Origin of the sequence: Psychromonas saccharinae (assembly GCF_051201515.1) — a bacterium.
In the GTDB taxonomy this organism is placed as follows: Bacteria; Pseudomonadota; Gammaproteobacteria; order Enterobacterales; family Psychromonadaceae; genus Psychromonas.
This window is the reverse complement of the sequence record NZ_CP195153.1, coordinates 1103530-1129647: the sequence shown is the minus strand read 5'-3', so window position 1 is coordinate 1129647 and position 26118 is coordinate 1103530. Positions and strand designations below refer to the sequence as shown.

At 38.4% G+C, this 26118-nt stretch carries 13 protein-coding genes, 1 tRNA gene and 2 rRNA genes; 8 read left to right on the top strand and 8 right to left on the bottom strand.

The window, feature by feature from the left end; all coding sequences use genetic code 11:
* Nucleotides 1-110: 110 nt before the first annotated feature.
* The 3 genes from ACR30L_RS05055 to ACR30L_RS05045 form a co-directional block, all read right to left on the bottom strand.
* A 23S ribosomal RNA gene (locus tag ACR30L_RS05055) occupies nucleotides 111-2998 on the bottom strand.
* Nucleotides 2999-3396: 398 nt separating this feature from the next.
* A tRNA-Glu gene (locus tag ACR30L_RS05050) sits at nucleotides 3397-3472 on the bottom strand.
* Nucleotides 3473-3540: 68 nt separating this feature from the next.
* Nucleotides 3541-5083: ribosomal RNA gene (locus ACR30L_RS05045) — 16S ribosomal RNA — on the bottom strand.
* Together the 16S and 23S rRNA genes with 1 tRNA gene alongside form the textbook arrangement of a ribosomal RNA operon.
* 834 nt (nucleotides 5084-5917) lie before the next feature.
* Here ACR30L_RS05045 and rapA point away from each other — a divergent pair.
* The 7 genes from rapA to bcp all read left to right on the top strand — a co-directional run bounded on the left by rapA (nucleotide 5918) and on the right by bcp (nucleotide 15500).
* The gene (rapA, locus tag ACR30L_RS05040) at nucleotides 5918-8830 is read left to right on the top strand and encodes an RNA polymerase-associated protein RapA (RefSeq protein WP_435236945.1); all 2913 of its coding nucleotides are present in this window, start codon (nucleotides 5918-5920) and stop codon (nucleotides 8828-8830) included.
* Nucleotides 8831-8926: 96 nt separating this feature from the next.
* On the top strand, nucleotides 8927-9595 hold the full coding sequence (locus ACR30L_RS05035) for an RluA family pseudouridine synthase (RefSeq protein WP_435236944.1): 669 nt from the start codon (nucleotides 8927-8929) through the stop codon (nucleotides 9593-9595).
* A gap of 463 nt (nucleotides 9596-10058) precedes the next feature.
* Nucleotides 10059-11603 carry a Re/Si-specific NAD(P)(+) transhydrogenase subunit alpha gene (locus ACR30L_RS05030; RefSeq protein ID WP_435236943.1) on the top strand — a complete coding sequence of 515 codons (1545 nt, stop codon included), beginning with the start codon at nucleotides 10059-10061 and terminating at the stop codon, nucleotides 11601-11603.
* 2 nt (nucleotides 11604-11605) lie between these two features.
* Nucleotides 11606-12979 (top strand): Re/Si-specific NAD(P)(+) transhydrogenase subunit beta, encoded by a 1374-nt coding sequence (gene pntB, locus ACR30L_RS05025; RefSeq protein WP_435236942.1) that lies wholly within the window; start codon nucleotides 11606-11608, stop codon nucleotides 12977-12979.
* A gap of 242 nt (nucleotides 12980-13221) precedes the next feature.
* On the top strand, nucleotides 13222-13965 hold the full coding sequence (locus tag ACR30L_RS05020; protein WP_435236941.1) for an FNR family transcription factor: 744 nt from the start codon (nucleotides 13222-13224) through the stop codon (nucleotides 13963-13965).
* 122 nt (nucleotides 13966-14087) lie between these two features.
* Nucleotides 14088-15023: a universal stress protein UspE gene (gene uspE, locus ACR30L_RS05015; protein ID WP_435236940.1), complete on the top strand. Its 936-nt coding sequence runs from the start codon at nucleotides 14088-14090 to the stop codon at nucleotides 15021-15023.
* A 9-nt stretch (nucleotides 15024-15032) separates the two neighbouring features.
* Nucleotides 15033-15500, top strand: coding sequence for a thioredoxin-dependent thiol peroxidase (bcp, locus tag ACR30L_RS05010; RefSeq protein WP_435236939.1), 468 nt, complete (start codon nucleotides 15033-15035; stop codon nucleotides 15498-15500).
* A gap of 62 nt (nucleotides 15501-15562) precedes the next feature.
* Here the strand turns inward: bcp and ACR30L_RS05005 are convergent, their stop codons facing one another.
* A complete protein-coding gene (locus ACR30L_RS05005) occupies nucleotides 15563-16648 on the bottom strand; it encodes an AI-2E family transporter (RefSeq protein ID WP_435236938.1) in 1086 nt (361 codons plus the stop codon).
* A 164-nt stretch (nucleotides 16649-16812) separates the two neighbouring features.
* Between ACR30L_RS05005 and ACR30L_RS05000 the strand changes: the two genes are divergently transcribed.
* On the top strand, nucleotides 16813-18258 hold the full coding sequence (locus tag ACR30L_RS05000; RefSeq protein ID WP_435236937.1) for a M48 family metalloprotease: 1446 nt from the start codon (nucleotides 16813-16815) through the stop codon (nucleotides 18256-18258).
* Between the two features lies 1 nt (nucleotide 18259).
* Here the strand turns inward: ACR30L_RS05000 and arcB are convergent, their stop codons facing one another.
* From arcB to ACR30L_RS04980, 4 genes are all read right to left on the bottom strand, one after another.
* Nucleotides 18260-20512, bottom strand: a complete 2253-nt coding sequence (gene arcB / locus ACR30L_RS04995) for an aerobic respiration two-component sensor histidine kinase ArcB (protein WP_435236936.1) — start codon at nucleotides 20510-20512, stop codon at nucleotides 18260-18262.
* Between the two features lie 248 nt (nucleotides 20513-20760).
* The gene (locus ACR30L_RS04990) at nucleotides 20761-21999 is read right to left on the bottom strand and encodes a diguanylate cyclase domain-containing protein (protein WP_435236935.1); all 1239 of its coding nucleotides are present in this window, start codon (nucleotides 21997-21999) and stop codon (nucleotides 20761-20763) included.
* Nucleotides 22000-22508: 509 nt separating this feature from the next.
* Nucleotides 22509-25013, bottom strand: a complete 2505-nt coding sequence (locus ACR30L_RS04985; RefSeq protein WP_435236934.1) for a transporter substrate-binding domain-containing diguanylate cyclase — start codon at nucleotides 25011-25013, stop codon at nucleotides 22509-22511.
* 156 nt (nucleotides 25014-25169) lie between these two features.
* Entirely contained in the window at nucleotides 25170-26075 is a 906-nt protein-coding gene (locus ACR30L_RS04980) for a TIGR01212 family radical SAM protein (protein ID WP_435236933.1), read from the bottom strand.
* Nucleotides 26076-26118: the final 43 nt, after the last annotated feature.

The window sequence follows — 26118 nt, the reverse complement described above, 5'->3', positions numbered from 1 at the left end:
AAGCTGTTTGATTCTTGTTCTTTATTTATCTAATCTTTGCATTCGTAAAATACGCTTCGCAAGCTTATTTCTTAAGTTGACTTGGTCCAACCAATGTACTTAGACATTGTATGGTTAAGCCTCACGGGTAATTAGTACAAGTTAGCTCAATACGTTACCGTACTTACACACCTTGCCTATCAACGTTGTAGTCTTCAACGGCCCTTTAGGGAGATTAAATCTCCAGTGAGAACTCATCTTGAGGCTCGCTTCCCGCTTAGATGCTTTCAGCGGTTATCGATTCCGAACGTAGCTACTGGGCAATGCCATTGGCATGACAACCCAAACACCAGCGGTTCGTCCACTCCGGTCCTCTCGTACTAGGAGCAGCTCCTCTCAATTCTCAAACGCCCACGGCAGATAGGGACCGAACTGTCTCACGACGTTCTAAACCCAGCTCGCGTACCACTTTAAATGGCGAACAGCCATACCCTTGGGACCGACTTCAGCCCCAGGATGTGATGAGCCGACATCGAGGTGCCAAACACCGCCGTCGATATGAACTCTTGGGCGGTATCAGCCTGTTATCCCCGGAGTACCTTTTATCCGTTGAGCGATGGCCCTTCCATTCAGAACCACCGGATCACTATGACCTACTTTCGTACCTGCTCGACGTGTCTGTCTCGCAGTTAAGCTGGCTTATACCATTGTACTAACCTCACGATGTCCGACCGTGATTAGCCAACCTTCGTACTCCTCCGTTACTCTTTGGGAGGAGACCGCCCCAGTCAAACTACCCACCAAACAGTGTCCCAAACCCCGATTCAGGGGCCATGGTTAGAACTCAAAACATACAAGGGTGGTATTTCAAGGTTGGCTCCACGTCATCTGGCGACAACGTTTCAAAGCCTCCCACCTATCCTACACATGTAGGCTCTAAGTTCACTGCTAAGCTGTAGTAAAGGTTCACGGGGTCTTTCCGTCTAGCCGCGGGTACACTGCATCTTCACAGCGATTTCAACTTCACTGAGTCTCGGGTGGAGACAGCATGGCCATCATTACGCCATTCGTGCAGGTCGGAACTTACCCGACAAGGAATTTCGCTACCTTAGGACCGTTATAGTTACGGCCGCCGTTTACCGGGGCTTCGATCAAGAGCTTCGACCTAAGTCTAACCCCATCAATTAACCTTCCGGCACCGGGCAGGCGTCACACCGTATACGTCATCTTGCGATTTTGCACAGTGCTGTGTTTTTAATAAACAGTTGCAGCCATCTGGTATCTTCGGCCGACAGGGGCTTAGAGAGTAAATCTCATCACCTCCATCGGCGTACCTTCTCCCGAAGTTACGGTACCATTTTGCCTAGTTCCTTCACCCGAGTTCTCTCAAGCGCCTTGGTATTCTCTACCTGACCACCTGTGTCGGTTTGGGGTACGATCCTTATATTCCTGAAGCTTAGAGACTTTTCCTGGAAGTATGGCATCAATGACTTCATCACCGTAGTGACTCGACATCGTGTCTCAGCATATAGTGTTCCGGATTTACCTAAAACACCTGCCTACGCACTTGAACCTGGACAACCATCGCCAGGCCCACCTAGCCTTCTCCGTCCTCCCATCGCAAAATATAAGGGTACGGGAATATTAACCCGTTTCCCATCGACTACGCCTTTCGGCCTCGCCTTAGGGGTCGACTCACCCTGCCCCGATTAACGTTGGACAGGAACCCTTGGTCTTCCGGCGGGGAGGTTTTTCACCCCCCTTATCGTTACTCATGTCAACATTCGCACTTCTGATACCTCCAGGATGGTTTACACCTTTCCCTTCGACGGCTTACAGAACGCTCCTCTACCACGCATATAAATACGCGTCCGCAGCTTCGGTGATATGTTTAGCCCCGTTAAATCTTCCGCGCAGACCGACTCGACCAGTGAGCTATTACGCTTTCTTTAAAGGATGGCTGCTTCTAAGCCAACCTCCTGGCTGTCTGAGCCTTTCCACATCGTTTCCCACTTAACATATACTTTGGGACCTTAGCTGGCGGTCTGGGTTGTTTCCCTTTCCACGACGGACGTTAGCACCCGCCGTGTGTCTCCCGTGATTGCACTTGTTGGTATTCGGAGTTTGCATGGGGTTGGTAAGTCGGGATGACCCCCTAGCCCAAACAGTGCTCTACCCCCAACAGTGATACACGAGGCGCTACCTAAATAGCTTTCGAGGAGAACCAGCTATCTCTTGGTTTGATTGGCCTTTCACCCCCAGCCACAAGTCATCCCCTAATTTTTCAACATTAGTGGGTTCGGTCCTCCAGTTGATGTTACTCAACCTTCAACCTGCTCATGGCTAGATCACCAAGTTTCGGGTCTAATCCCAGCAACTAATCGCCCAGTTAAGACTCGGTTTCCCTACGGCTACCCTAGATGGTTAACCTTGCTACTGAAATTAAGTCGTTGACCCATTATACAAAAGGTACGCAGTCACGGAATAAATCCGCTCCTACTGCTTGTACGTACACGGTTTCAGGTTCTATTTCACTCCCCTCACAGGGGTTCTTTTCGCCTTTCCCTCACGGTACTGGTTCACTATCGGTCAATTAGGAGTATTTAGCCTTGGAGGATGGTCCCCCCATATTCAGTCAGAATTTCTCGTGCTCCGACCTACTCGATTTCACTTAGAAGAAGTTTTGGTGTACAGGACTATCACCTTGTACCGTTGCACTTTCCAGAGCATTCCACTAACTTTTAATAAGCTTAAGGGCTGACCCAATTTCGCTCGCCGCTACTTTCGGGATCTCGGTTGATTTCTTTTCCTAAGGGTACTTAGATGTTTCAGTTCCCCTCGTTCGCTTCGCTTAGCTATGTATTCACTAAGCGATGACACCGAAGTGCCGGGTTGCCCCATTCGGAGATTCCAGGATATAACGTTTGTTATCAACTCCCCTGGACTTATCGCAGATTACCACGTCCTTCATCGCCTCTAATTGCCTAGGCATCCACCGTGCACGCTTATTCACTTAACCATACAATATCTAAAGACATTGCATGTTGTTTCCAAGACGCTTGCGATTTCTCATATTTTACATATGAAAAACGCATTTGCGCTTTTCGTGCACCTAGAGTTAATTAAATTAACTCGTAGATACGTACGTTATTCAAAGTATCAATTTGAATAACATTTATTTTTGCTTGATTACAATTACTAAAACCTTGGTTTTAATAATTGAGAACAATTTCGTTTATATTTATCTATACATCACAATAAATTGTAATGTGGTTGATAAATAAGAACTTTATCAGCTTTCCTAATTGTTAAAGAGCAGTGTTAAAAAACACTTTATAAGCTTTTCTGCTTGTAGAGTACTTTTCATTGGGTTTACAAAGAATATAAGAAAAGATTAAGTATCTTTTCGTATGGTAGTGGTATCCCCAAGGGGATTTGAACCCCTGTTACCGCCGTGAAAGGGCGGTGTCCTAGGCCTCTAGACGATGGGGACCCGGAACTTTTGCACTTTATCATTCTAATCAAACAATCTGTGTGGGCACTAATAGCCGTCTCGATACGTAAGGAGGTGATCCAGCCCCAGGTTCCCCTAGGGCTACCTTGTTACGACTTCACCCCAGTCATGAACCACACCGTGGTCATCGCCATCCCCGAAAGGTTAAGCTAATGACTTCTGGTGCAGCCCACTCCCATGGTGTGACGGGCGGTGTGTACAAGGCCCGGGAACGTATTCACCGTGGCATTCTGATCCACGATTACTAGCGATTCCAACTTCACGGAGTCGAGTTGCAGACTCCGATCCGGACTACGACAAACTTTATGAGATTCGCATACCCTCGCAGGTTAGCAACCCTTTGTATTTGCCATTGTAGCACGTGTGTAGCCCATCCCGTAAGGGCCATGATGACTTGACGTCGTCCCCACCTTCCTCCGGTTTATCACCGGCAGTCTCCCTAGAGTTCCCACCATTACGTGCTGGCAACTAAGGATAAGGGTTGCGCTCGTTGCGGGACTTAACCCAACATTTCACAACACGAGCTGACGACAGCCATGCAGCACCTGTCTCAGAGTTCCCGAAGGCACTCTACTATCTCTAACAGATTCTCTGGATGTCAAGGGATGGTAAGGTTCTTCGCGTTGCATCGAATTAAACCACATGCTCCACCGCTTGTGCGGGCCCCCGTCAATTCATTTGAGTTTTAACCTTGCGGCCGTACTCCCCAGGCGGTCTATTTAATGCGTTAGCTTTGAAACCCACGGCATATAGCCACAAACTTCTAATAGACATCGTTTACTGCGTGGACTACCGGGGTATCTAATCCCGTTTGCTCCCCACGCCTTCGCGTCTCAGTGTCAGTTACTGTCCAGGTGGCCGCCTTCGCCACTGGTATTCCTTCAGATCTCTACGCATTTCACCGCTACACCTGAAATTCTACCACCCTCTACAAAACTCTAGTTAACCAGTTTCAAATGCAGTTCCAGGGTTGAGCCCTGGGCTTTCACATCTGACTTAATTAACCACCTACACGCGCTTTACGCCCAGTAATTCCGATTAACGCTCGCACCCTCCGTATTACCGCGGCTGCTGGCACGGAGTTAGCCGGTGCTTCTTCTGCGAGTAACGTCACAGATAGCAGTTATTGACTACTACCCTTTCCTCCTCGCTGAAAGTGCTTTACAACCCGAAAGCCTTCTTCACACACGCGGCATGGCTGCATCAGGGTTTCCCCCATTGTGCAATATTCCCCACTGCTGCCTCCCGTAGGAGTCTGGACCGTGTCTCAGTTCCAGTGTGGCTGGTCATCCTCTAAGACCAGCTAGGGATCGTCGCCTTGGTAAGCCATTACCTTACCAACTAGCTAATCCCACTTGGGCTAATCAATAGGCGTAAGGCCCGAAGGTCCCCTACTTTGCTCCGAAGAGATTATGCGGTATTAGCAGTCGTTTCCAACTGTTGTCCCCCACCTATTGGCATATACCCAAGCATTACTCACCCGTCCGCCACTCGTCATCAACTAGCAAGCTAGTTATGTTACCGTTCGACTTGCATGTGTTAAGCCTGCCGCCAGCGTTCAATCTGAGCCATGATCAAACTCTTCAATTTAAAGTTTAATTTGCAGCTTTCGCTGCGACTCAATATTACTGACTAAAACTAAAGAACTTACGTTCTTTTGTTATTCTGAATTAATGAATTAATTCGTGTGTCACTGATATTGATTTTTGTCCCGAAGGACTATTTTGAAATCGACTATCAATGCGCACACAGATTGTTTGATTAAATTGTTAAAGAGCAAGCCTTTCGGCTAGGCGGCGTATATTACGCGCCTTTCGAACAATGTCAAGGTCTTATATTTAATGTTTTATAAAAGATACTAAATCTTTTAAAACATGAAAAAAGCCTATCGGCAAACTTAATTTCAAATCGAAATTTGAAGCGCTTATGCGTTTGTGATGCTCTCAGTAACCGGTTTGACTTGCGTCGTTCCCGTTTCCGTGGATGCGCATTATAGAGATCCGAATCACATTGGCAAGCGTTTATTTACATTTAAATTTCAACTGATTACTTTACAACCAAATCAGCTATTTCTTCATTTATTTGGCCACTGTCTGATCCTATTCAGATAAATTCAATATATTGGTTAATATAACCATCCTATTAACTGACACTTATTTAAATCTCTATCCCAATTACCATTCATTATATAAATATCAACATAGCAATTAATCGTGTATCTACCATTTGCTAATTTAGTTTTCTTGCTGACTATCTACCTTGGGCTATTATTTAATAAAAGCGTTTAAAAACAACCAATCTTATTCATTAATGATTTAACGATAAATAAAATACAAATTTTATTGTTTTATGACTAGCACCTTGCATTGAGATTTAGGTAACATAGCGCCCTTTCTTTTTCCGTTTTATTTTGAGTGATATTTTATGACATTTTCTTTGGGCCAACGTTGGATCAGTGATGCTGAATCTGAGTTGGGATTAGGTACAATCGTCGCGATTGAAGGCCGCATGTTAACCCTATTATTTTCTGCATCTGGAGAACAACGCCTTTACTCTATCGAAGAGGCTCCGATTACCCGTGTACGTTTTAATATTGGAGACGAAATACTCAGCCACGATGAATGGAAACTATTAGTTAGTGAGATTGATGAAACTGAAAATTTAATTATCTACAGTGGCAGACGTGTGGATACCGGTGAACCTTGCAAACTAAAAGAGACTTTTTTAAATAATTTTATTAAATTCAATAAACCGCAGGATAAACTTTTTGCAGGACAAATTGATAAATTTAGCCGTTATGTTTTACGTTATCACAGCTTAGTAGAACAACATGCTCAACAAAAATCTAGTTTACGTGGATTAATTGGTGCGCGTGTAGATCTAATTCCCCACCAACTTTACATTGCAGAAGAAGTCGGTCGCCGTCATGCCCCTCGAATTTTATTGGCCGATGAAGTGGGTCTTGGGAAAACCATTGAAGCGGGTTTAATTATTCATCAGCAATTACTTACTGGCCGCGCAAAACGTGTTTTGATTGTTTTACCGGAAAACCTTCAGCACCAATGGTTAGTTGAAATGGTTCGCCGTTTTAATTTGCATTTTAGCATTTTTGATGATGAACGCTGTAACGAAGCCTATTTGGATGAAATAAATCCCTTTGAAACAGAACAATTGGTACTGTGCAGTATTAATCTTTTACGTAAGAAAAAACATTTTGAACATGCGCTTGAAGCAGAATGGGATTTATTAATCGTTGATGAAGCACATCACCTGATTTGGGATGAATTAAAACCAAGCCGTGAATATCAAGTTGTTGAAGCTTTAGCTAATATCATACCGGGTGTTCTACTACTCACAGCAACACCTGAGCAATTAGGTCATCAAAGTCACTTTGCACGTCTTCGTTTATTAGACCCAAATCGTTTCTTCGATTATCAAAAATTCGCTAATGAAGAAACAGGATATAAACCCGTTGTCGATGCAGTTAATCAATTACTTGATAATCAACGACTAACTGATATGTCTAAAAATAGTATTACTGAATTGCTTAGTGAACAAGATGTTCAGCCACTTTTTAATATTATTGATGATATAGACCTAGATCAAACGGAAAGACAGAAAGCACAATACGAGTTAATTTCTAATTTACTTGATCGCCATGGCACAGGTCGCTTATTGTTCCGTAATACACGTTCAGCTATTCAAGGCTTCCCTAAACGTTGCTTAAAATCCATTGCATTGCCGCTACCAGAACAATATAAAACAGCCTTAAAAGTATCAAAAATGCTGCCATCCGGCACCATTGAAGAACAAGCATTTACGGCACTTTACCCAGAACAAATTTACCAAAAGTTTGAAGGTGAAGAAAGTAATTCATGGTGTCAATTTGATCCGCGTATCAATTGGCTTATTGACCTTACAAGTCAATTAAAAAATGAAAAAATACTCATTATTGCAGCTCAGGCTAAAACCGCATTGGCGATTGAAGAAGCATTACGTACACGCGAAGCAGTTAAGGTTGCTGTTTTTCATGAGGGCTTATCCCTTATCGAACGTGATAAAGCAGCCGCTTACTTTGCAGATCCCGAAGATGGTGCGCAAATAATGGTGTGTTCAGAAATTGGTTCTGAAGGCCGTAATTTTCAATTTTCTCACCAATTGGTTTTATTTGATCTTCCGACTAATCCCGACCTACTAGAGCAACGTATTGGACGCTTAGATAGAATCGGGCAGCGCTGTGATATTCAAATTTACACTCCTTACTTAAAAGGCACTTCTCAAGAGTATCTACAAAATTGGTATGAACAGGGATTATCAGCCTTTACTCAAACAACACCCACTGGTTTGACTATATACGAAACAATTAAAGGTGATTTAATTGAGTTATTGGCAACGGGTGATAATGACGATAACCAACTAGAAAAAATAATTAATACTAGCCGTAACCTTAATGAACAGCTTAAGAAGCAACTTGAACAAGGCCGTGATCGTTTACTTGAAATTAATTCTAGCGGTATTTTACACCCTAGTGAATTAATCGATGATTTAACAGAACTAGATCAAAAACCTGATTTTACTCAATATGCACTTGAGCTATTTGATGTTGTTGGTGTTCAGCAAGAAGATCAAAGTGAGCATTGTTTAGTGATTCGCCCGACAGAACATATGCTGACATCTGATTTCCCTGGATTAAATGAAGATGGTGCAACCGTCACGTTTAATCGTCGAACAGCACTAAGCCGTGACGATGTTCAATACCTTACTTGGGAACATCCAATGATCACCGGTGGTATGGAGATGATACTGAGTTCCGATACTGGAACAACATCTGTCGCACTATTAAAAAATAACTCATTGCCTCCCGCTTCAACATTCCTCGAGCTTATTTATGTTGTGGAAGCTTTAAATACAGATAATGCGCAATTAAGTCGTTTTTTACCCACAACACCAATTCGTTTATTGCTTGATAAAAATGCAAAGGATCTGGGACAAAATGTGACATTTGATAGCTTTAACCGTCAACTAAGCCCTGTGAATCGTCACATTAGTCGTAAAATAACCAATACGTCACAACCTTTGATTCATCAATTAATTAAAGATTCCCTGCCAAGAGCACAATCATTAATGCAAGAAGTGATTGATCAAGCTAAGCAAGAGATGCAACAAACCTTACAACAAGAACGCGATCGACTACAGGCACTTCAAGCAGTAAATCCGAATATACGAGAAGAAGAAATTCAATATGTGCGTGATCAACAAGCTGAATTTGAACAAATATTGAATCAAACGCAATTGAAACTTGATGCAATTCGATTTATTGTTTCGACACAATCTTGATATAACCTCAGCGACGAGTCACGAGTTTCTAGCAACGAATGGAAAATGTCGTCGCTAGAAGCTCGTAACTATCCCTCTTTATAACTGGTACTTTATATGCCCAATTTTGTTTACTACCCACCACAATCGCCTTACCTCGATATTATTTATCAAGATGACGATATTGTGGTTTTAAATAAACCAGCAGGATTATTAAGCGTCCCAGGTAGAGAAATAAAACATAAGGATAGCCTCGCATTACGTGTGTTGCGTGTTTGGCCTGAAGCCTGTGTTGTTCATCGCCTTGATTTAGCCACATCTGGCATTATCATTTTAGCAATGCGAAAATCAGCCCAAAGCCATATGGGCCGTCAATTTCAACAAAAAGTTATTAATAAAACTTATTACGCACGCGTTGAGGGCATTATCAAAGAAGATTCCGGACTCGTGGATTTGCCTATCCGCTGTGATTGGGATAATCGCCCGCGACAAATTGTCGACCATGAACAAGGCAAACAGTCTCAAACTAAATGGCAAGTCATAAAACGTGAAGAACATTCAACCTTAGTTTGTTTAACCCCCTTAACGGGAAGAACTCATCAATTGCGCGTTCATATGCAAGCGATAGGTCATGCAATTGTCGGGGATGAGTTTTATGCCACTGATTTTGGCATTAAACTTTCTCCAGGGCGGCTTGCATTGCATGCAGGTAGTATTACGTTAACGCACCCTTCAACTAATGAAAGAATAACGTTTGATTGCCCCCCTCCTTTTATCAAAGATTAATTCATTGATTCTGCTTTTTATATAATCAATTGTTATATGAAGTAACAATATTGTTAAGAAAAATCAAGATTTAACGTTGAAAATAGTAGCCTTAGTCACCATTATTCTCTAATATTTATATCTGACTTTTTAAAGCAGTCATTGTTCAGGTCAGTTAATCTTTTGGATAATGCAGAATTAAATCCGATATTTCGTGATTATAAGCAAACTACTTGAATATGGAGAAACGTTATTAGTCATTTCCAAGTAGTTTGCCTATAACACTGTCAAACGTTCTTTTTTGTCGGACTTACTGCAAAGACAAACCAAGATGTAAAAAGAGTGACAACGCCTAACAATGGTATATAAATAATTAAATGCAAATACGTATAAATACAAACGGAAAATGATCTAGATCTAACTTTTCTGTATTTATTGTACGTAAAATCGATTCACCAAAATAACAACCGATCATGGACTTACTATGCAAATAGGTATACCTAGAGAGATCCAAGAGAGTGAAAATCGCGTTTCAGCAACGCCGAAAACCGTTGAGTTGCTGATCAAACAAGGTTTTACTTTTCTTGTCGAAACAAACGCCGGAATAGCAGCTAGCTTTTCTGATCAAGCTTACCAAGACTCAGGCGCTGACATTGCAACTGATAATTCAGCAGTATGGCAATCGGACATTATCTTTAAAGTTAATGCGCCAACTGATGCAGAAATTGAATTAATCAAAGAAGGTGCAACCTTAGTTAGTTTCATTTGGCCTGCACAGAATCCTGAATTATTAAAACAATTAGAAGCGAAAAACATCAACGTTATTGCAATGGATTCAGTTCCTCGTACATCTCGTGCTCAAGCACTTGATGCACTAAGTTCAATGGCAAACATTGCAGGTTACCGAGCTGTCATTGAAGCTGCAAACCAATTTGGTCGTTTCTTTACTGGACAAATTACAGCAGCAGGTAAAGTACCACCAGCAAAAGTACTTATTATTGGCGCAGGTGTTGCGGGCTTAGCCGCACTTGGTGCAGCGGGTAGTTTAGGTGCAATTGTACGTGCTTTTGATACGCGTCCTGAAGTAAAAGAACAAGTTGAAAGTATGGGTGCTGAATTCCTTGTCGTTGATTATGAGGAAGAAGAAGAAGTCAGCACGACGGGTTATGCAAAAGCCATGAGTGAAGGTTATCAACAAGCGCAAGCAGAAATGATGGCTGAACAAGCGAAAGATGTTGATATCATCATTACAACAGCGCTTATTCCTGGCAAACCTGCTCCACTGCTTATCACTGAAGAAATGATAGCGTCAATGAAGTCAGGTAGTGTGATTGTTGACCTAGCCGCTGCCGCCGGTGGTAATGCAGCATTAACAGTTAAAGATGAAGTATTTGAAACTGAAAATGGTGTAAAAATAATTGGTTATACGGATCTTCCAAGCCGTCTACCAACACAGTCAAGCCAATTATACGCAACCAATCTTGTTAATTTGATGAAGTTACTTTGTAAAGACAAAGATGGCACTATCAATATTGACTTTGAAGATGAAGTTGTACGTGGCGCAACGGTTGTTAAAGAAGGCGAAATATCTTGGCCGCCTCCAGCAATCAAAGTGAGTGCAGCACCAGCCCCTAAAGCAGCAGAAACTGTTGAAGAAGTTGTTGAAGAAGAAAAAGCAATTAATAAATGGATTAAACCCGCACTTGCAGTCGTTGCAGTTGGTTTATTCGGTTGGCTAGCAGACTCAGCGCCAACGGACTTCCTAGCTCACTTCACCGTATTTATGCTTGCCTGTATTGTTGGTTATGGCGTTGTTTGGAATGTTGCTCATTCACTCCATACACCACTAATGAGTGTAACCAATGCAATTAGTGGCATCATTATCATCGGTGCACTCTTACAGGTTGGTAGTGACAGTGCAGTTGTCACTTTGTTATCTACGATTGCGATTCTGATCGCGACCATCAACATTGTGGGTGGCTTTACCGTTACACACCGTATGTTGAAAATGTTCCAGAAGGATAAATAATTATGTCTCAAGGATTAATTACTGCTTCATATGTTGTTGCAGCCATCCTATTTATTGGTAGTCTTAATGGCTTAAGCAGCCAAGAAAGTGCTCGCCGCGGTAACCTATTCGGTATTATCGGTATGATCATCGCTGTATTTGCAACGATTGCGAGTTCACAGGTATCTGGTTTAGGTTATATTACTATCGCAATGGCAGTTGGTGCTGGTATTGGTGTGCGTTTAGCATTAAAAGTTGAAATGACATCAATGCCTGAGCTTATTGCTATCCTACATAGTTTTGTCGGTCTTGCAGCTACAGTTATTGGTTTCAACACCTATTTTGATCACCATGTTTTAATCGGCGCTGCAAAAACTATCCACGATGTAGAAATATTTTTAGGCATCTTTATTGGTGCAGTGACCTTCACGGGTTCATTAGTGGCTTATGGTAAACTCAGCGGTAAAGTAAACAGCTCAGCATTATCTTTACCAGGTAAAAACTGGATCAATATTGCTGCTGTTACTGCTGCTGCATTGTTACTCGTTAGCTTTGTATCAGGTGACTTAGGCTTACCAGCATTAATCATCATGACACTTATTGCATTAGCATTTGGTTGGCATTTAGTTGCATCAATCGGTGGTGCTGATATGCCTGTTGTTGTTTCTATGCTTAATTCATATTCTGGTTGGGCTGCTGCAGCAACTGGTTTCATGCTTGCAAATGACTTACTTATCATTACAGGTGCGTTAGTTGGTTCAAGTGGTGCAATCCTTTCTTACATTATGTGTAAAGCAATGAACCGTTCATTTGCCAGTGTTATTCTAGGTGGCTTTGGGAATGAAGAATTCGCTCAATCAGGTGATGATGAACAAGGCGAACACACAGAAACATCTGCACAGGAAGTAGCTGAAGGATTACTTGCAGCTAAAAACATTATTATCGTACCTGGATACGGTATGGCTGTTGCTCAAGCGCAATATCCTGTTGCTGAATTAACTAAAAAACTACGTGAGAAAGGTAAAAACGTACGTTTTGGTATTCACCCTGTAGCGGGCCGTTTACCTGGTCACATGAACGTATTACTTGCAGAATCTAAAGTCCCTTACGATATTGTATTAGAAATGGATGAAATCAACGAAGACTTCCCTGAAACTGATATGGTACTTGTTATTGGTGCAAACGATACCGTTAACCCAGCAGCAAACGAGCCTGGTACACCTATTTCAGGAATGCCTGTTCTACATGTATGGGAATCTGAAAAAGTAATCGTATTTAAACGTTCAATGGGGGCTGGTTATGCTGGCGTTCAAAACCCATTATTCTTTAAAGAAAATTCAGACATGTTACTTGGTGATGCTAAAGAATCTGTAAGTGCTATCTTACAAAACATTTAGTTTATCCCTCAATTAAAATAAAGGCGCTTCAAAGCGCCTTTATTTTTTTACTGTCTTTTTTATTATGCTTTTCAATTAGCTTATTCACTAAAATGACGCAACGTTACCCCCTCTTATTTTTACATTAACCATAAATATAAATAATAAATGTAGGGATCATGACACAAATGAACCGAAACTATTCAAAGCAACGCGAAATAATGATAATATTGATTTAAATCAAAATTGGAACATGAAGAACTATGGATAAAAGCAATACAAATCGTATTCAGAATGGTAGCTGTGCAATTCGTTGCCAAGATTGCAGCATAAACCAATTATGTATTCCTTACTCATTAAACGAGACAGAACTGGATCGTTTGGATGAAATCATTGAACGTAAAAAACCAATTCAAAAAGGCCAAGAAATCTTTAAAGCTGGTCAGGAAATGAAGTGTCTCTACGCGATACGTTCTGGCACATTAAAATCTTACACAATAACTGAACAAGGTGATGAACAAATTACAGCATTTCATCTTGCCGGTGATTTAGTGGGATTTGATGGAATTAGTACAGGTACACATCCAAGTTTTTCACAAGCGCTTGAAACCGCGATGATTTGTGAAATCCCGTATGACACACTTGATGAACTTTCAACAACCATGCCGAAACTCAGACAACAAATTTTACGTCTAATGAGTAATGAAATTGTTGGCGATCAAAACATGATTTTGTTGTTATCGAAAAAGAATGCGGAAGAACGTCTTGCTTCGTTTATTTATAATTTATCAACACGTTTTGCAAAGCGCGGTTTTTCTCCTCGAGAATTTCGTCTGTCTATGACCCGTGGCGATATTGGTAATTATTTAGGCCTAACGGTAGAAACAATTAGTCGTCTTCTTGGGCGCTTCCAAAAAAATGAAATGATCGCAGTAAAAGGAAAATATATCAGTATATTGAATGAAACGATGTTAGCTGAATTAGCAGGTGAAAACAAAAAAGGCTAATAAATAACTTCGTTCTGAAACCTTCCTCAAAGAAATAGCCTTTTCATCATGAAAAGGCTACCGATTTTAAAATATATGATCTAAATTATAAGTACCTTATTATTCTCCACTAGGGAGCGACTATGTTTAATTTTCATAATATTTTAGTCTACATTGACCCAACTAAAGAATCCCAACCAGCACTGGAACGCGCCGTTGATTTTGCTAAAAAGGATAGCAAAATAAAATTAACATTATTTGTATGCTGTTATGATTTAAGTTTTGAAATGACCTCACTAAGCTCCAGTGAAGAGCAGCAAACTATGCGCAGTATTGTCGTTAAGGAAAATCAAGAATGGCTGAACACATTAGCAGCACCTTACAAAGAGCAAGGTATTCACATTGCAACACAGGTGGTTTGGCATCACCGCCCTTTCCAAGCTGCAATTATTGAAATTCTAAAAAATGAGTATGATTTAGTCATTAAATCAACACATCAACACCCTAAATTAAGTGCAATACTCTTTACACCAACGGATTGGAATTTATTACGAAAATGTCCTGTCCCGGTCTTGTTAGTTAAACATCCATCATGGCCTGAAAACAGTAATATTTTATGTGCAATAGATTGTAAAAGTATTCAAGATGATGAACATCATGAACTTAATGCCGAAATATTAAAAGAAGCACAAAGCATTGCAACCACACTGAATGCAAATATGCATTTAGTGAATGCGTATCCAACGCCACCAATGAATATCATGTTAGAGTTACCAGAATTTGATCCAATTAATTATGAAAATGATTTACAAAAATTCCATCAGAAAACTTTAAATGAATATGCGCAAAGCTATAATATTCCAGCTCCCCAAGTCCATCTTAAACAAGGTTTAGCAGAAGATGTCATTTGTGAAGTTGCAAATGAAATTGATGCACAATTAGTCATTTTAGGTAGTGTTGGACGAACAGGCTTAAGTGCTACATTATTAGGCCATACTGCGGAACAAGTTATAGATAACATCAACTGCAATTTACTTGCTTTAAAACCTAAAGGCTTTATAAGTCCAATAACAATATAAGAGAGTATTATGAATAGATTAGTCGCTGGTGATCAAGCCCCTTCTTTCAACTTGCAAGATGATCAGGGAAATACCGTATCCTCTGCTGATTTTGCTGGTAAAAAAGTATTAATTTACTTTTATCCAAAAGCGTTAACGCCTGGTTGTATTACACAAGCCTGTGGTTTACGCGATGTTAAAGATGAATTGGCTGAACACAATACACTAATATATGGTATTAGCCCTGATCCAGTAAAAAAACTGGCCAATTTCGTAAATAAAAAAGAACTTAACTTCCCTTTACTTTCAGACGAAGACCATGCGATAGCTGATGCATTTGGTGTTTGGGGTGAAAAAAAGTTCATGGGGAAAATTTATGATGGTATTCATCGTATTAGTTTTTTAATCGATGAACAGGGTAACATTGAAAAGGTATTTGATAAATTCAAAACAAAAGATCATCACCAAGTGGTGCTCGATTACTTAAAAAATAGCTAATCTACCATTTTACCATTATCAATAAAAAGAGCTTAATTGCTCTTTTTATTTGTCTTTTACCTTTAAGCCTCTTCTTGATCCTTACCAAAATTAGCTAACTGCTCACGGCTTGGCCAAGCATTAATAACGGCTTTAACTAAAGTAGCGAGAGGTATTGCAAAGAACACCCCCCAAAATCCCCACAGACCACCAAATATTAACACAGAGATGATAATTAACACCGGATGTAAATTAACTGCTTCAGAGAATAAAATAGGCACGATTAAGTTCCCATCTATCGCTTGCACGATAAAATAAGCAACCATCAAGTAAACAAAGTCAATTGAAGGTCCCCATTGAAAGAAAGCAACAATAGCGACGGGGACAGTTACTGCGGCAGCACCAATATAAGGAATTAACACAGACAAACCAACCAACATTGCTAGCAAGGCAGAATAACGTAAATCCATAAAGAAGAATGTAAAATAAGTCATCACCCCAACAATGAGAATCTCAACAACTTTACCACGAATATAATTCATGATTTGACCATTCATTTCAATCCAAACTTGATTTGCTAATTTACGATTTTCAGGTAAAAATTTAACAACGCTATTCATTAAAACAGTTTTATCCTTAAGCATAAATGTCATCATTAATGGCACAAGAATCGCGTAAACAATTAGCGCTGCAATATTAAGTAAAGAGGCAAAGGAGCGTGATAATAAAAAGCCTCCACTATCAAGAAGATAGGTTCGTAAATTTTCAACAATATGAGTAATAGTAACGGGATCAATCGCATCGGGATAAAGGCTTGGTAAACGCAATACATAATCTTGAACCTGATTAAACATGGCGGGTAAATCTCGAATTAACCCAGTCCCCTGTTTAAAAACGGTTGGTAATACACCAAGAAAAGCAAAAATAGCGACGGAGATAAATAACGTCATTACAATAAACGTAGCAATAGACCGGTTAATTTTAAAACGCGTTAAGTAATGCACCGGCCAATCTAATAAATAAGCGAGTACAAGTGCAACAAACAAAGGCGCAAGAATATTTCCAAAAAAATAAATCGTAAAGAAAGCAATAATTAATAATAAGAATAACACACTCAAATTTGGATCTTTAAAACGATATTGATACCAATCTGTTAACTGTTTAAGCATTAATACATTTCCATTTAAACGGTATTTAGTAGAGGACTTAGCTTAGCATCTTTCATGCTATATACAGTAATGATCATTATTAAAATTTCCATTATTGTGCAATATACTATTTGGCCAATTTTGTGATAAGTTAACGACTCTGATTTTATATATAAGAGCCTCTTGTGAAAAATAAATATCGAATTTTATCACTCTTATTACCATTATTATTTTTACCGCCAGTCATACAGGCTGAAGACAAACTCCCGGAAATAGGGACAATTGGAGCGGGAGCATTGACCATTGCAGAAGAAAAAGAATATGGTTGGGCTTTTCAATTAATGGTTAATCAAAAACTCCCTGTGATTCAAGATCCTGTTCTAAATTATTATATTAATGAACTAGGCGATAACTTGGTCGCTAATGCTGATTCAGTTAAATTGCCCTTCCATTTTTTTCTTATCAAAGATAAAGAAATTAATGCGGCCGCTTTTTTAGGTGGCAATATAAAAATCAATAGTGGTTTATTTTTATATGCAACCAATGAAAGTGAATTAGCAAGCGTAATTGCCCATGAAATAGCACATATAACCCAGCGTCATTTAGCACGAATGCTTGAACAACAATCCTTAAGTAACCCAGCTAGCCTAGCTGCACTAGCAGGCTCTGTATTATTATCCTTAGTATCCCCCGCAGCAGGCATGGCGGCATTAAGTACTACCTTAGCCATTACGACACAATCACAAATCAATTATACACGAGCTCATGAATATGAAGCCGATAGAATCGGGATACAAACCTTAGCAAAAGCCGGATATAGTCCTAATGGTATGGCGGCCTTTTTTAGTAAATTAGCTCAAAAATATCAATATGCTAGTGCATTACCTGAAATGTTATCAACTCACCCATTAACGGAAACACGTTTAGCAGAAGCACGTTTACGCGCTAGCCAATATCCAACAAAAAAAATTGAAAACAGTTTAGATTATCAATTAAGCAAAGCAAGAATAACCGTTCGCTATGGTAATATGACCGCAGAAAGTGCGATTAACGCATATCAAAGTGAGCTAAAGAATACTACTTATCAACTCAAAGATGCCGCTTTATATGGGTTAGCATTGGGTTATTTTAATCACAAGGAGTTCGAAAAAGCTGATAAAATTGCGACTGATTTATTAGCAGAAAAACCGAATAACTTATTTTACATTGACTTATTAACCGATACTTCTATTGCATTAAATCAGGTTAATAAAATTATTCCCGCATTATCAGAACATTATAATAAATCTCCCGAAAATACGGTTTATGTACTTAACTTAACACAAGCTTTAATGGTCAATAAACAATATCAAGAAGCCGCTAAAATCATTGAATTATTTATTCGTAGCCACCCTAATCACATTTTAGCGCACCGCATGGCAATCGATATTTATAAAAAATTAAAAGATAAAGCGAAGGAATACAATGTACATGCTCAATATTTAGCTCTTCAGGGACGCTTTAAAGAAGCAAGTCAAGAAATGGCAAATGCATTGGCTTATACCGATAATCGGTTAGACCAAGCCCGTTACAGTGCTAAAATTGAGATTTACAAAAAAAGTGATGTACGGTTACAAGCCCTACAAAAATAAATCAACTTTTGTGTTCAGTAACCCAGATTTTTAAATCGTCTATATCCTGCTGATAATTTGATTTCATTAAAGTAACCCAATCGTCAATATTATCCCACCATGCAGGAAGATCTGGTGACTGCACTTGTTGCGCTAATTTTTGTATCCGTTTTAAACCGATAGAGCCCGCAGCACCTTTAATTTTATGTGACTCATTAACAATACCCTCTTTATCTTTTGCAATCATATTTGAATCTAATATTTGCAAATAGTCGGGCATTAGTTTTTCAAACAATGCAATATTATCTAACATCACATCACTTGGTATAAATTCCAGTAAATCAGTTAACATCTCTTCATCAAATAAACTATCGCTCACTTTTTCAGCCAAAAGTACGGGGTGTTGTGGTATTTCTGGTAAGGTATCTTGTAATAAAAACTGTTTATTAATCACTTTATTTAATGCGTCCACACCCAATGGTTTACTCAATGCGTCATCCATTCCCCTTTCAATAAAATACTCTTTATCGGAGAATACATTAGCGGTAAGAGCAACAATAGGAGGCAAACCCCCACCATAAATCTGACGTAATTTTTGTGTTATCTCAAAACCATCCATATCAGGTAATTGAATATCCATTAAAATGAGTTGATAGCTATGCTCTGAGACTTTTTGTAATGCTTGCGCGCCATCCATAGCACAATCAACATGGTGACCAAGTTTTTCAAGTAAAGCCCTCGCGACTAAAATATTAAGTTCAATATCTTCAACTAACAAAATATCTAAGGGCTTAATGCTAGGCAATGATGGTTCATCTAAAGCCTTGTCTTGATTGACTTGCACTGGAATTGAAAACCGGAAGGTACTACCAACATCTGGTTCACTCTCAACGGATAATTTACCGCCTAACATTTTAACTATCTGAGATGAAATAGCTAAACCAATGCCGGTACCAATTACGTTTGCATTACCTTTAACTTGGTAATACATAGCAAATATCTTATCCAACTGATCATTAGGAATACCAATACCTGAATCTTCAACTTCAAAACTAAGTTGATTTATTTCTCCCGGCTCATAGCGGCAACGAATAGTAATACTTCCTTGTTCGGTAAATTTTACGGCATTACTAATTATGTTCCATAACACCTGACGCAAGCGTGTTGCATCTGTTTCAATAACATGAGGAAAGGCCCCAGTCTGAATAAATTCAAGCTGTAATCCCTTTTGCTGCGTTTGTATATAGGAGAGGCTTTGTAAATCACTCAAGAAATCTTGTAATTCCACTTTTTCACGGACTAAATCAAACCGACGGCGATCTAATTTATCAAGGTCAACAATATCGTTAAAAATATTGCCTAATGTAATTGCACTAATATGAATTGTTTTAAGATATTGCACTTGTTGTGGTGTCAGCTTTTCATCTAACAACATACGACTGAGTCCAACAATTCCATTTAAAGGCGTTCTTAATTCATGACTAATCGTTGAAATAAATGTCGTTTTTTCTTTACTCGCCTTTTCAAGAATATCTTGGTTTTTCTTATACTCAGTAATATCGCGACCAAAACCAATAATACCAACAAACTCTTTAAGACTGTTGAATAAAGGCAGTACACGTACCTCAAAGTAAGCTTTGCGCCCATTAGGATAATGCATCCAATGCTCTTGAATTTGCTCTTGTAGCGTGTCTTTGACTCGTTGATCACGCAAGTTTGCTTCATTTGCATAACCTTCAGGAAACACTTCAAATAAATTTGCACCAATTAGCTGTTTTTCAGTTTTACCTATCAATAATTCCATTGATTTATTACAACCAACAAAATTACCATCTAAGTCTCGGTGAAAGAATAAATCGGGCGATGTATCAAGAAAGGAGCGTAATAATATCGCAGATTGCTCAACCTGCAGTTGGCTATTTTGTCGTTCAATGATTTCACTTTCTAGGGCAATGGTTTTTTGCTGATCATTTTTAACAATAACCTGAAGCTTATTAACCGTATGATCCAGTACTTCACGCGCCTCTTCTAAATCCCCCACCACAACGGTCAAAAAGTAAACGGCCCATGGAGTAATAAGCCCACCAAGTATAAATGAACGGGCTACATCGACTATATCAAGTGGCTCATCAAAATAATGAGCAAGAAAAACCTGTAAAACAGAATCAGCACAAATAATAGCGACCGCAAGAATTAAGCTAAAACGTAATGCCCCTAACCTTTTCAGTAAAGAAACATAATAATGCACCCATGTTTTAAGATTAAATATGCTCATGCAGGCTCCAATATTTAGCGATTATTACAATATAAATTGGTTGATATTCGATTGGGCGTTTAGAAAAGGATAAATGGAGTATATTACCTTTTAATCAGATATTCAGCAAAAGGCGATATCAGTTAAGCGTAGTGTTTAAATAATAAAATAAACAAAATAGAAATTGATAATATTTTATACTGCAATATATATTTTTCTGCCATAAAAAAAGGAGCTATCAAAGCTCCTTATTTATTTAGAAATAAAAATTAACCAACAACGTTGGTTTGATTTCTACCTGATTTTATCGCTAAGTTAAGTGCTTTATTTGCTTCTCCCATTAACATACGAATAGAGTTCGTATCATTAGGGAACAAGCTTGATAAACCAACACTAACGGTTAAATATTCAGACACTTCTGAATGTGGATGTTCTGTTTGAGATTCTTCAACAAAAGTATGTAAATACTTAGCAACACGTAATGCGTTTGTTGCATTCCCACCTTTAAGTAAGACGATGTATCGATCTTCACCCATGTAGTATACAAATCCACCAAATTTTTCACAGGTTTGTTGTAATGCACACGCAGTAATAAGCAGAAGATCTTCCCCTGCCTGTTTACCACAATTTTCAATGTAAGGTTGTAGAAAATCAATTTCACAAATTATCATCGATAAAAATTCATTTTCAGCTTTACATTCTTGCCAAAGTTTCACTGAATTAGTATTGAAAGATTGACGATCTGCAATTTCCATATCCATTAAGAATTGCTTGAAATGTGATTCTTCTTCAACAACTTCAGGCTCTGCTACGCTTTCTGCGATTTCAACGTTATCAGAGACTTTTGGCTGCGTTAAGGCCACTTGATCTTCAAGTTTAACAAAATCGTAACTAACTTGATTACGACCTAATACTTTAGCTTTACCTAGAGCATTATCAACTTGCGCCATAAGCACTTGCATCGAATTAGGATAAATACTAGAAACACCAATACTTAATGTAACGACACGACTCACACTAGAGAATTTATGTTCAGTACGGGAATCTTCCACAGCTTGACGAAGATTTTCAGCAATCTCTAATGCTTTATCTGGATCGCCACCTTTCATCAAAATACCAAATTCTTCTTTTTGATAATGCGCTAAGAAACAATTGTATTTTTCACACATGTTTTTTAATGCAAGGCCAACAACGAGCAGCATAAATGAAGCGCCCTGTTGTCCGTAGTTATCATGGTAAGCTTTAAATAAATCAATTTCACACATAAACACAGACAGCAGTTCATTTTCGTCACTTGCTTCTTTCCACATCTGGTCATAACGTGCATCAAAAGCGGCGCGGTCTGCAATGTTCATTTGTGACATCACTTGCTCAAAAGCTGACGTTGCTAGGCTTTTATTTTCTTCTGGCTGTTTAAATTCAGCTATATTGACAACATCTTTACGTCCCTGTTCAGAATTTGACGTACTTATCGAGCCATTTTCTTCAGTTTTATTATGTTGCGCCATAAATCATTCCTTAATATTTTTAATTTCTCAGCGGCCATCTAATTTGAAAGATTCACTTTCATTTCTAATCAAAGCGAGCGCTTCATAGAAATTCAACAGCAAGCTATAAACGGTTTGATATTTTCTTTTATTTACTGGAAGAAATTACTTAAGAACCGATCTGCGTTGCTGATTATTTATCAAATAATTATGTATTTGGTTTTATACAACTCACATAAAGTAGTATAAACGTTAATAATATTAGGTTCACACAATATTATTTTTTATAGGTTAGTTATTTGCTATTGTTCACAGTTTAAACTACGTGCTCATTTCTTCCTTTTTTATTTTAAAAAAAAGTAACCAGTAAATCTGTTTATAGAATAAACAATTTGCCATTTTTTATTAAAAAATTCAATATAAAAACAGCTACTTATGAGATTAATAAGAAAATAAAACACAGAAAAGTCAAAACTATGATTTAATATTTACTTAAAAGACAATTAATAAACATCCTTTGATAATAATACTTAATGAACACCAACTTGATTACGGCCATGCTTCTTCGATTCATAAAGCGCACTATCGGCTTCTGCTAATAACATCGCCATTGTATTTAAGTTACTTGGAAGCATACTCGATAATCCCATACTCATTGTAATGGTCTTACTTGTTACAGAATAAAGATGCTCAATTTGTTCATTTGCTACCGCTTCTCGCAATACTTCAGCTTGTTTTAATGCTTTTGTCGCATTACCGCCTTTACTTAAAACAACAAATTCTTCACCGCCGTAACGCGCAACAAAAACACCTAATTGATGAGCGGTTTTCTCTAAAGTCTGAGCCACTTGCTTTAAGGCTCTATCACCTTGTTGATGGCCATAATTGTCATTATAAAGTTTAAAGAAGTCGATATCACACATAACAACAGATAATAACTCTTGTTCATCCCTTGCTTCTTTCCAAAGCATTTCAAATTGAATATCAAAGGCGCGTCGATTGGCAATACCGGTAAGCTGGTCATTCAGCATTTTAACTTCATAATCAGAAGCAGCAGAAGTGAGTTTTTCTTCGGTTTGTTTATGTAATGAAATATCACGCGCCATAATAACAATACCTTTAAAGTCATTGTCTTCGTCTTTAAAGGGCATTTTAGACACTTCATACCAAATTTTCTTGCCTTCAAAAAAGATCAATTCATCGAAAATTAATGGTTTTTCAGATTCAAGCACATTTTTATTTTGTATATCGACCCAATCACTCCGCTCAGCCGATAAAAATTCACTTTGTAATTTACCAACAATATCATCCGAATTACTGTATCCCATTAAAACAGCAAAGGCATCATTGGCCCCAATAACTCGCCCTTCCTGGTCTAATAAGCCAATGGGATCAATACTAACGGCAAAAACAGTGGTCAGTAATGTATTTTGTTTAGCTAACGCAATTTCAGCTTTTTTACGTTCAACATTTTCATCAATCAGTTTTCTATTCAAGTTATAGACATCAGTAATATCGCTTTCAATACTTAATAATCCGAACACACCATGATTATTATTATATAAAGGTAATTTAGTTGAATTAATCAAATTCAATTCATTATTATTTTTCTGAGTCCATTCCTGAGAGCTAAGTTTCTTACCATTCCAAACCGATGTTTCTTGTTTCTTTTGTTTATCGATTAAGTCTGGAGAGATAACATTACTAATATCATTACCAGTTGCATCTAAAACCGTTGTGCCATTAGCATTTGCCCAAGCCTCATTACAGCTCAGAATAATCCCCTTTGGCGAAGTAAATAAAACTTGTTCTGGAATAGAGTTCAATACAGTATTTAATAATTCACGTTCTTCAGTTAACTGCGATGTAGTTTGTAATAATGCATTGATATCTTTTAAATGGCATAGCCAAGCTGTTTTTTTGCGGAAATACACTTTTTTTCCTGAGATTTCTATATCAAAAAAAGCATCATTAATGAGTAATTGAATGGTTTCCATTTCAATAACAACTTTATGATTGGCTGTTTTCATAAACTCTGTAAATACGGTCTGGTTTCCAACGTCTTTGAAAACGTATCTATCATTTATTTTCTTGGTGGGGAGTAATGTCAATGCTTCATTATTGAGGTAATAGATAGTACTACCATCTAATGAAAAAATAGCTAAGGGATAAGGAGAGTCGTCTAATAAATTCTTAAATTGAAGATCTTTTTTACGTTTATGCCGTTGATAAAGGATAAAGACAACAATTAGGATAACAATAATCAATACATTCTTTTGAACTTTATCTGAAGCAGCAAAAATGGAATTAGCCGAGTCTAATAAAGCTTGATTGACACTATTTGAATCATTAACAAATTGCCTACCCCAATTAACCCACTCTAATGTATTTGTGTGTTGACTTTCCCCATAAGCAAAAATAGATTGGTTATCATCGGCTAGTTTCTTTTCATGTAAAAAGAGCGTTAAAAGTTTATGTAAAACAGATTTGTTTTCAGGATCACTCGTTAATAATACTATCGCATCTATTTTTTGTTCATATAACGCTTTAATTAATTCAAAAATGCCAGGGTATACTGAATATTGGCGATCTTTTCCTTCAGATAAAAAAGAAAGTTGTTGTCCTTCTGGTAATAACCCACCAACACGCAAAGGTCGATTTTTATCCAGTAGGCCCTCATCAAAAAAGTAAAAGTGTCCATAAATTGTAAATAACTTTTCTTTTACTGATTGTTTGCGTAATGTTGAAGAGGCTTGTAATCCATTATAAATAGCAGGATCCATGACACTTCTCGAAAAAGAAAAATCGTTTTCAGAATAAAAATGTAAGGCTACGTCAATCCCAGTTAAATTCGCCCATTCATGCCAATAATCGACTAAAAGACCACTTGCTATTTCATTATTATTAACATCAGAAAAAGGAGGATTTCGCTCAAGATAAACATTAATTTTAATTGGTTTCGTTGATTCATTAAGTACGCCATAAGCAGGCCCTAAACTAAATAACAAAATCAAAGATAATAATAATTTCAGCATAAACATCTAATTAAATAAATTTATGAGTACTATTCTAAACTAACTGCAACTTGAAAGACAATTATTAGATGATTCTAATAGAGTTTCTATAGATTATTATTATTTTCTATCTAATCCAAACTGAATTGTTCTCAACAGTTCACCTTGAATTAACACTTATAATGCGCTTTCTTGACCACCTAATATAGACATCAACTTGCCCATTCTATTTTGCACCGGCCAACGTTTTTCACACCATAAAGGAGAAAGTAATTCATCTGCTTTTGCAGTCGCTGAGATTCGATGAAATACAATATCCATCGGAGTATGACGAATTAAAGAAACAGCGGCTTGACTATATTCTTCTAAGGATAAAGTACACAACCGACCTGCTCGCCATGATTTTTCCATCGTCGCGCCACGTACAACATGAAGTGGGTGAAGTTTCAATCCATCTGTCCCTGTATCAATCACTTTTTCTAATGTCTGCTGATAATCAAGGTCATCTTCCTTAGGCAATCCAAGAATCAAGTGCGTGCAAACTTTAATCCCCAATGCGCGCGCCTTAATGCAAATTTGATGATATTCATTAAAGCCATGCCCACGATTAATACGTTTAAGCGTTTTATCATTAGCAGATTGTAAACCGAGCTCTAACCAAACTTCATAGCCTTGAAAAAGGTAACTACTCAATAAATTCAACACCTCATCTGAAACACAGTCTGGACGAGTACCGACACAAATTCCAACAATATTATTCGCCTCAGTTGCTTGTTTATAGAGATGAGATAATTGTTCTATTTCAGCATAGGTTGTTGTATAGGCTTGGAAGTAAGCAAGATATTTTTTTGCTTTGTGAGACACTTCCTGAGCACGAAGCGCCAATTGGCTTTGTATGCTTTGATGTGCTTGGCTTTCATCGGCAAAAGCAGCAACATTACAAAAGGTACATCCGCCGCGACCTAATGTTCCATCTCGATTAGGACAACTAAAATTGCCGTGCAACGTCAGTTTATGAACTTTTTCACCATAACGTTGCTTTAAATCTAAGCCGAGCGTATTAACATAATCTGTTATTTGCATTATCACCTCAAACAAAAAAGGCCACAATTAAGTGACCTTAACG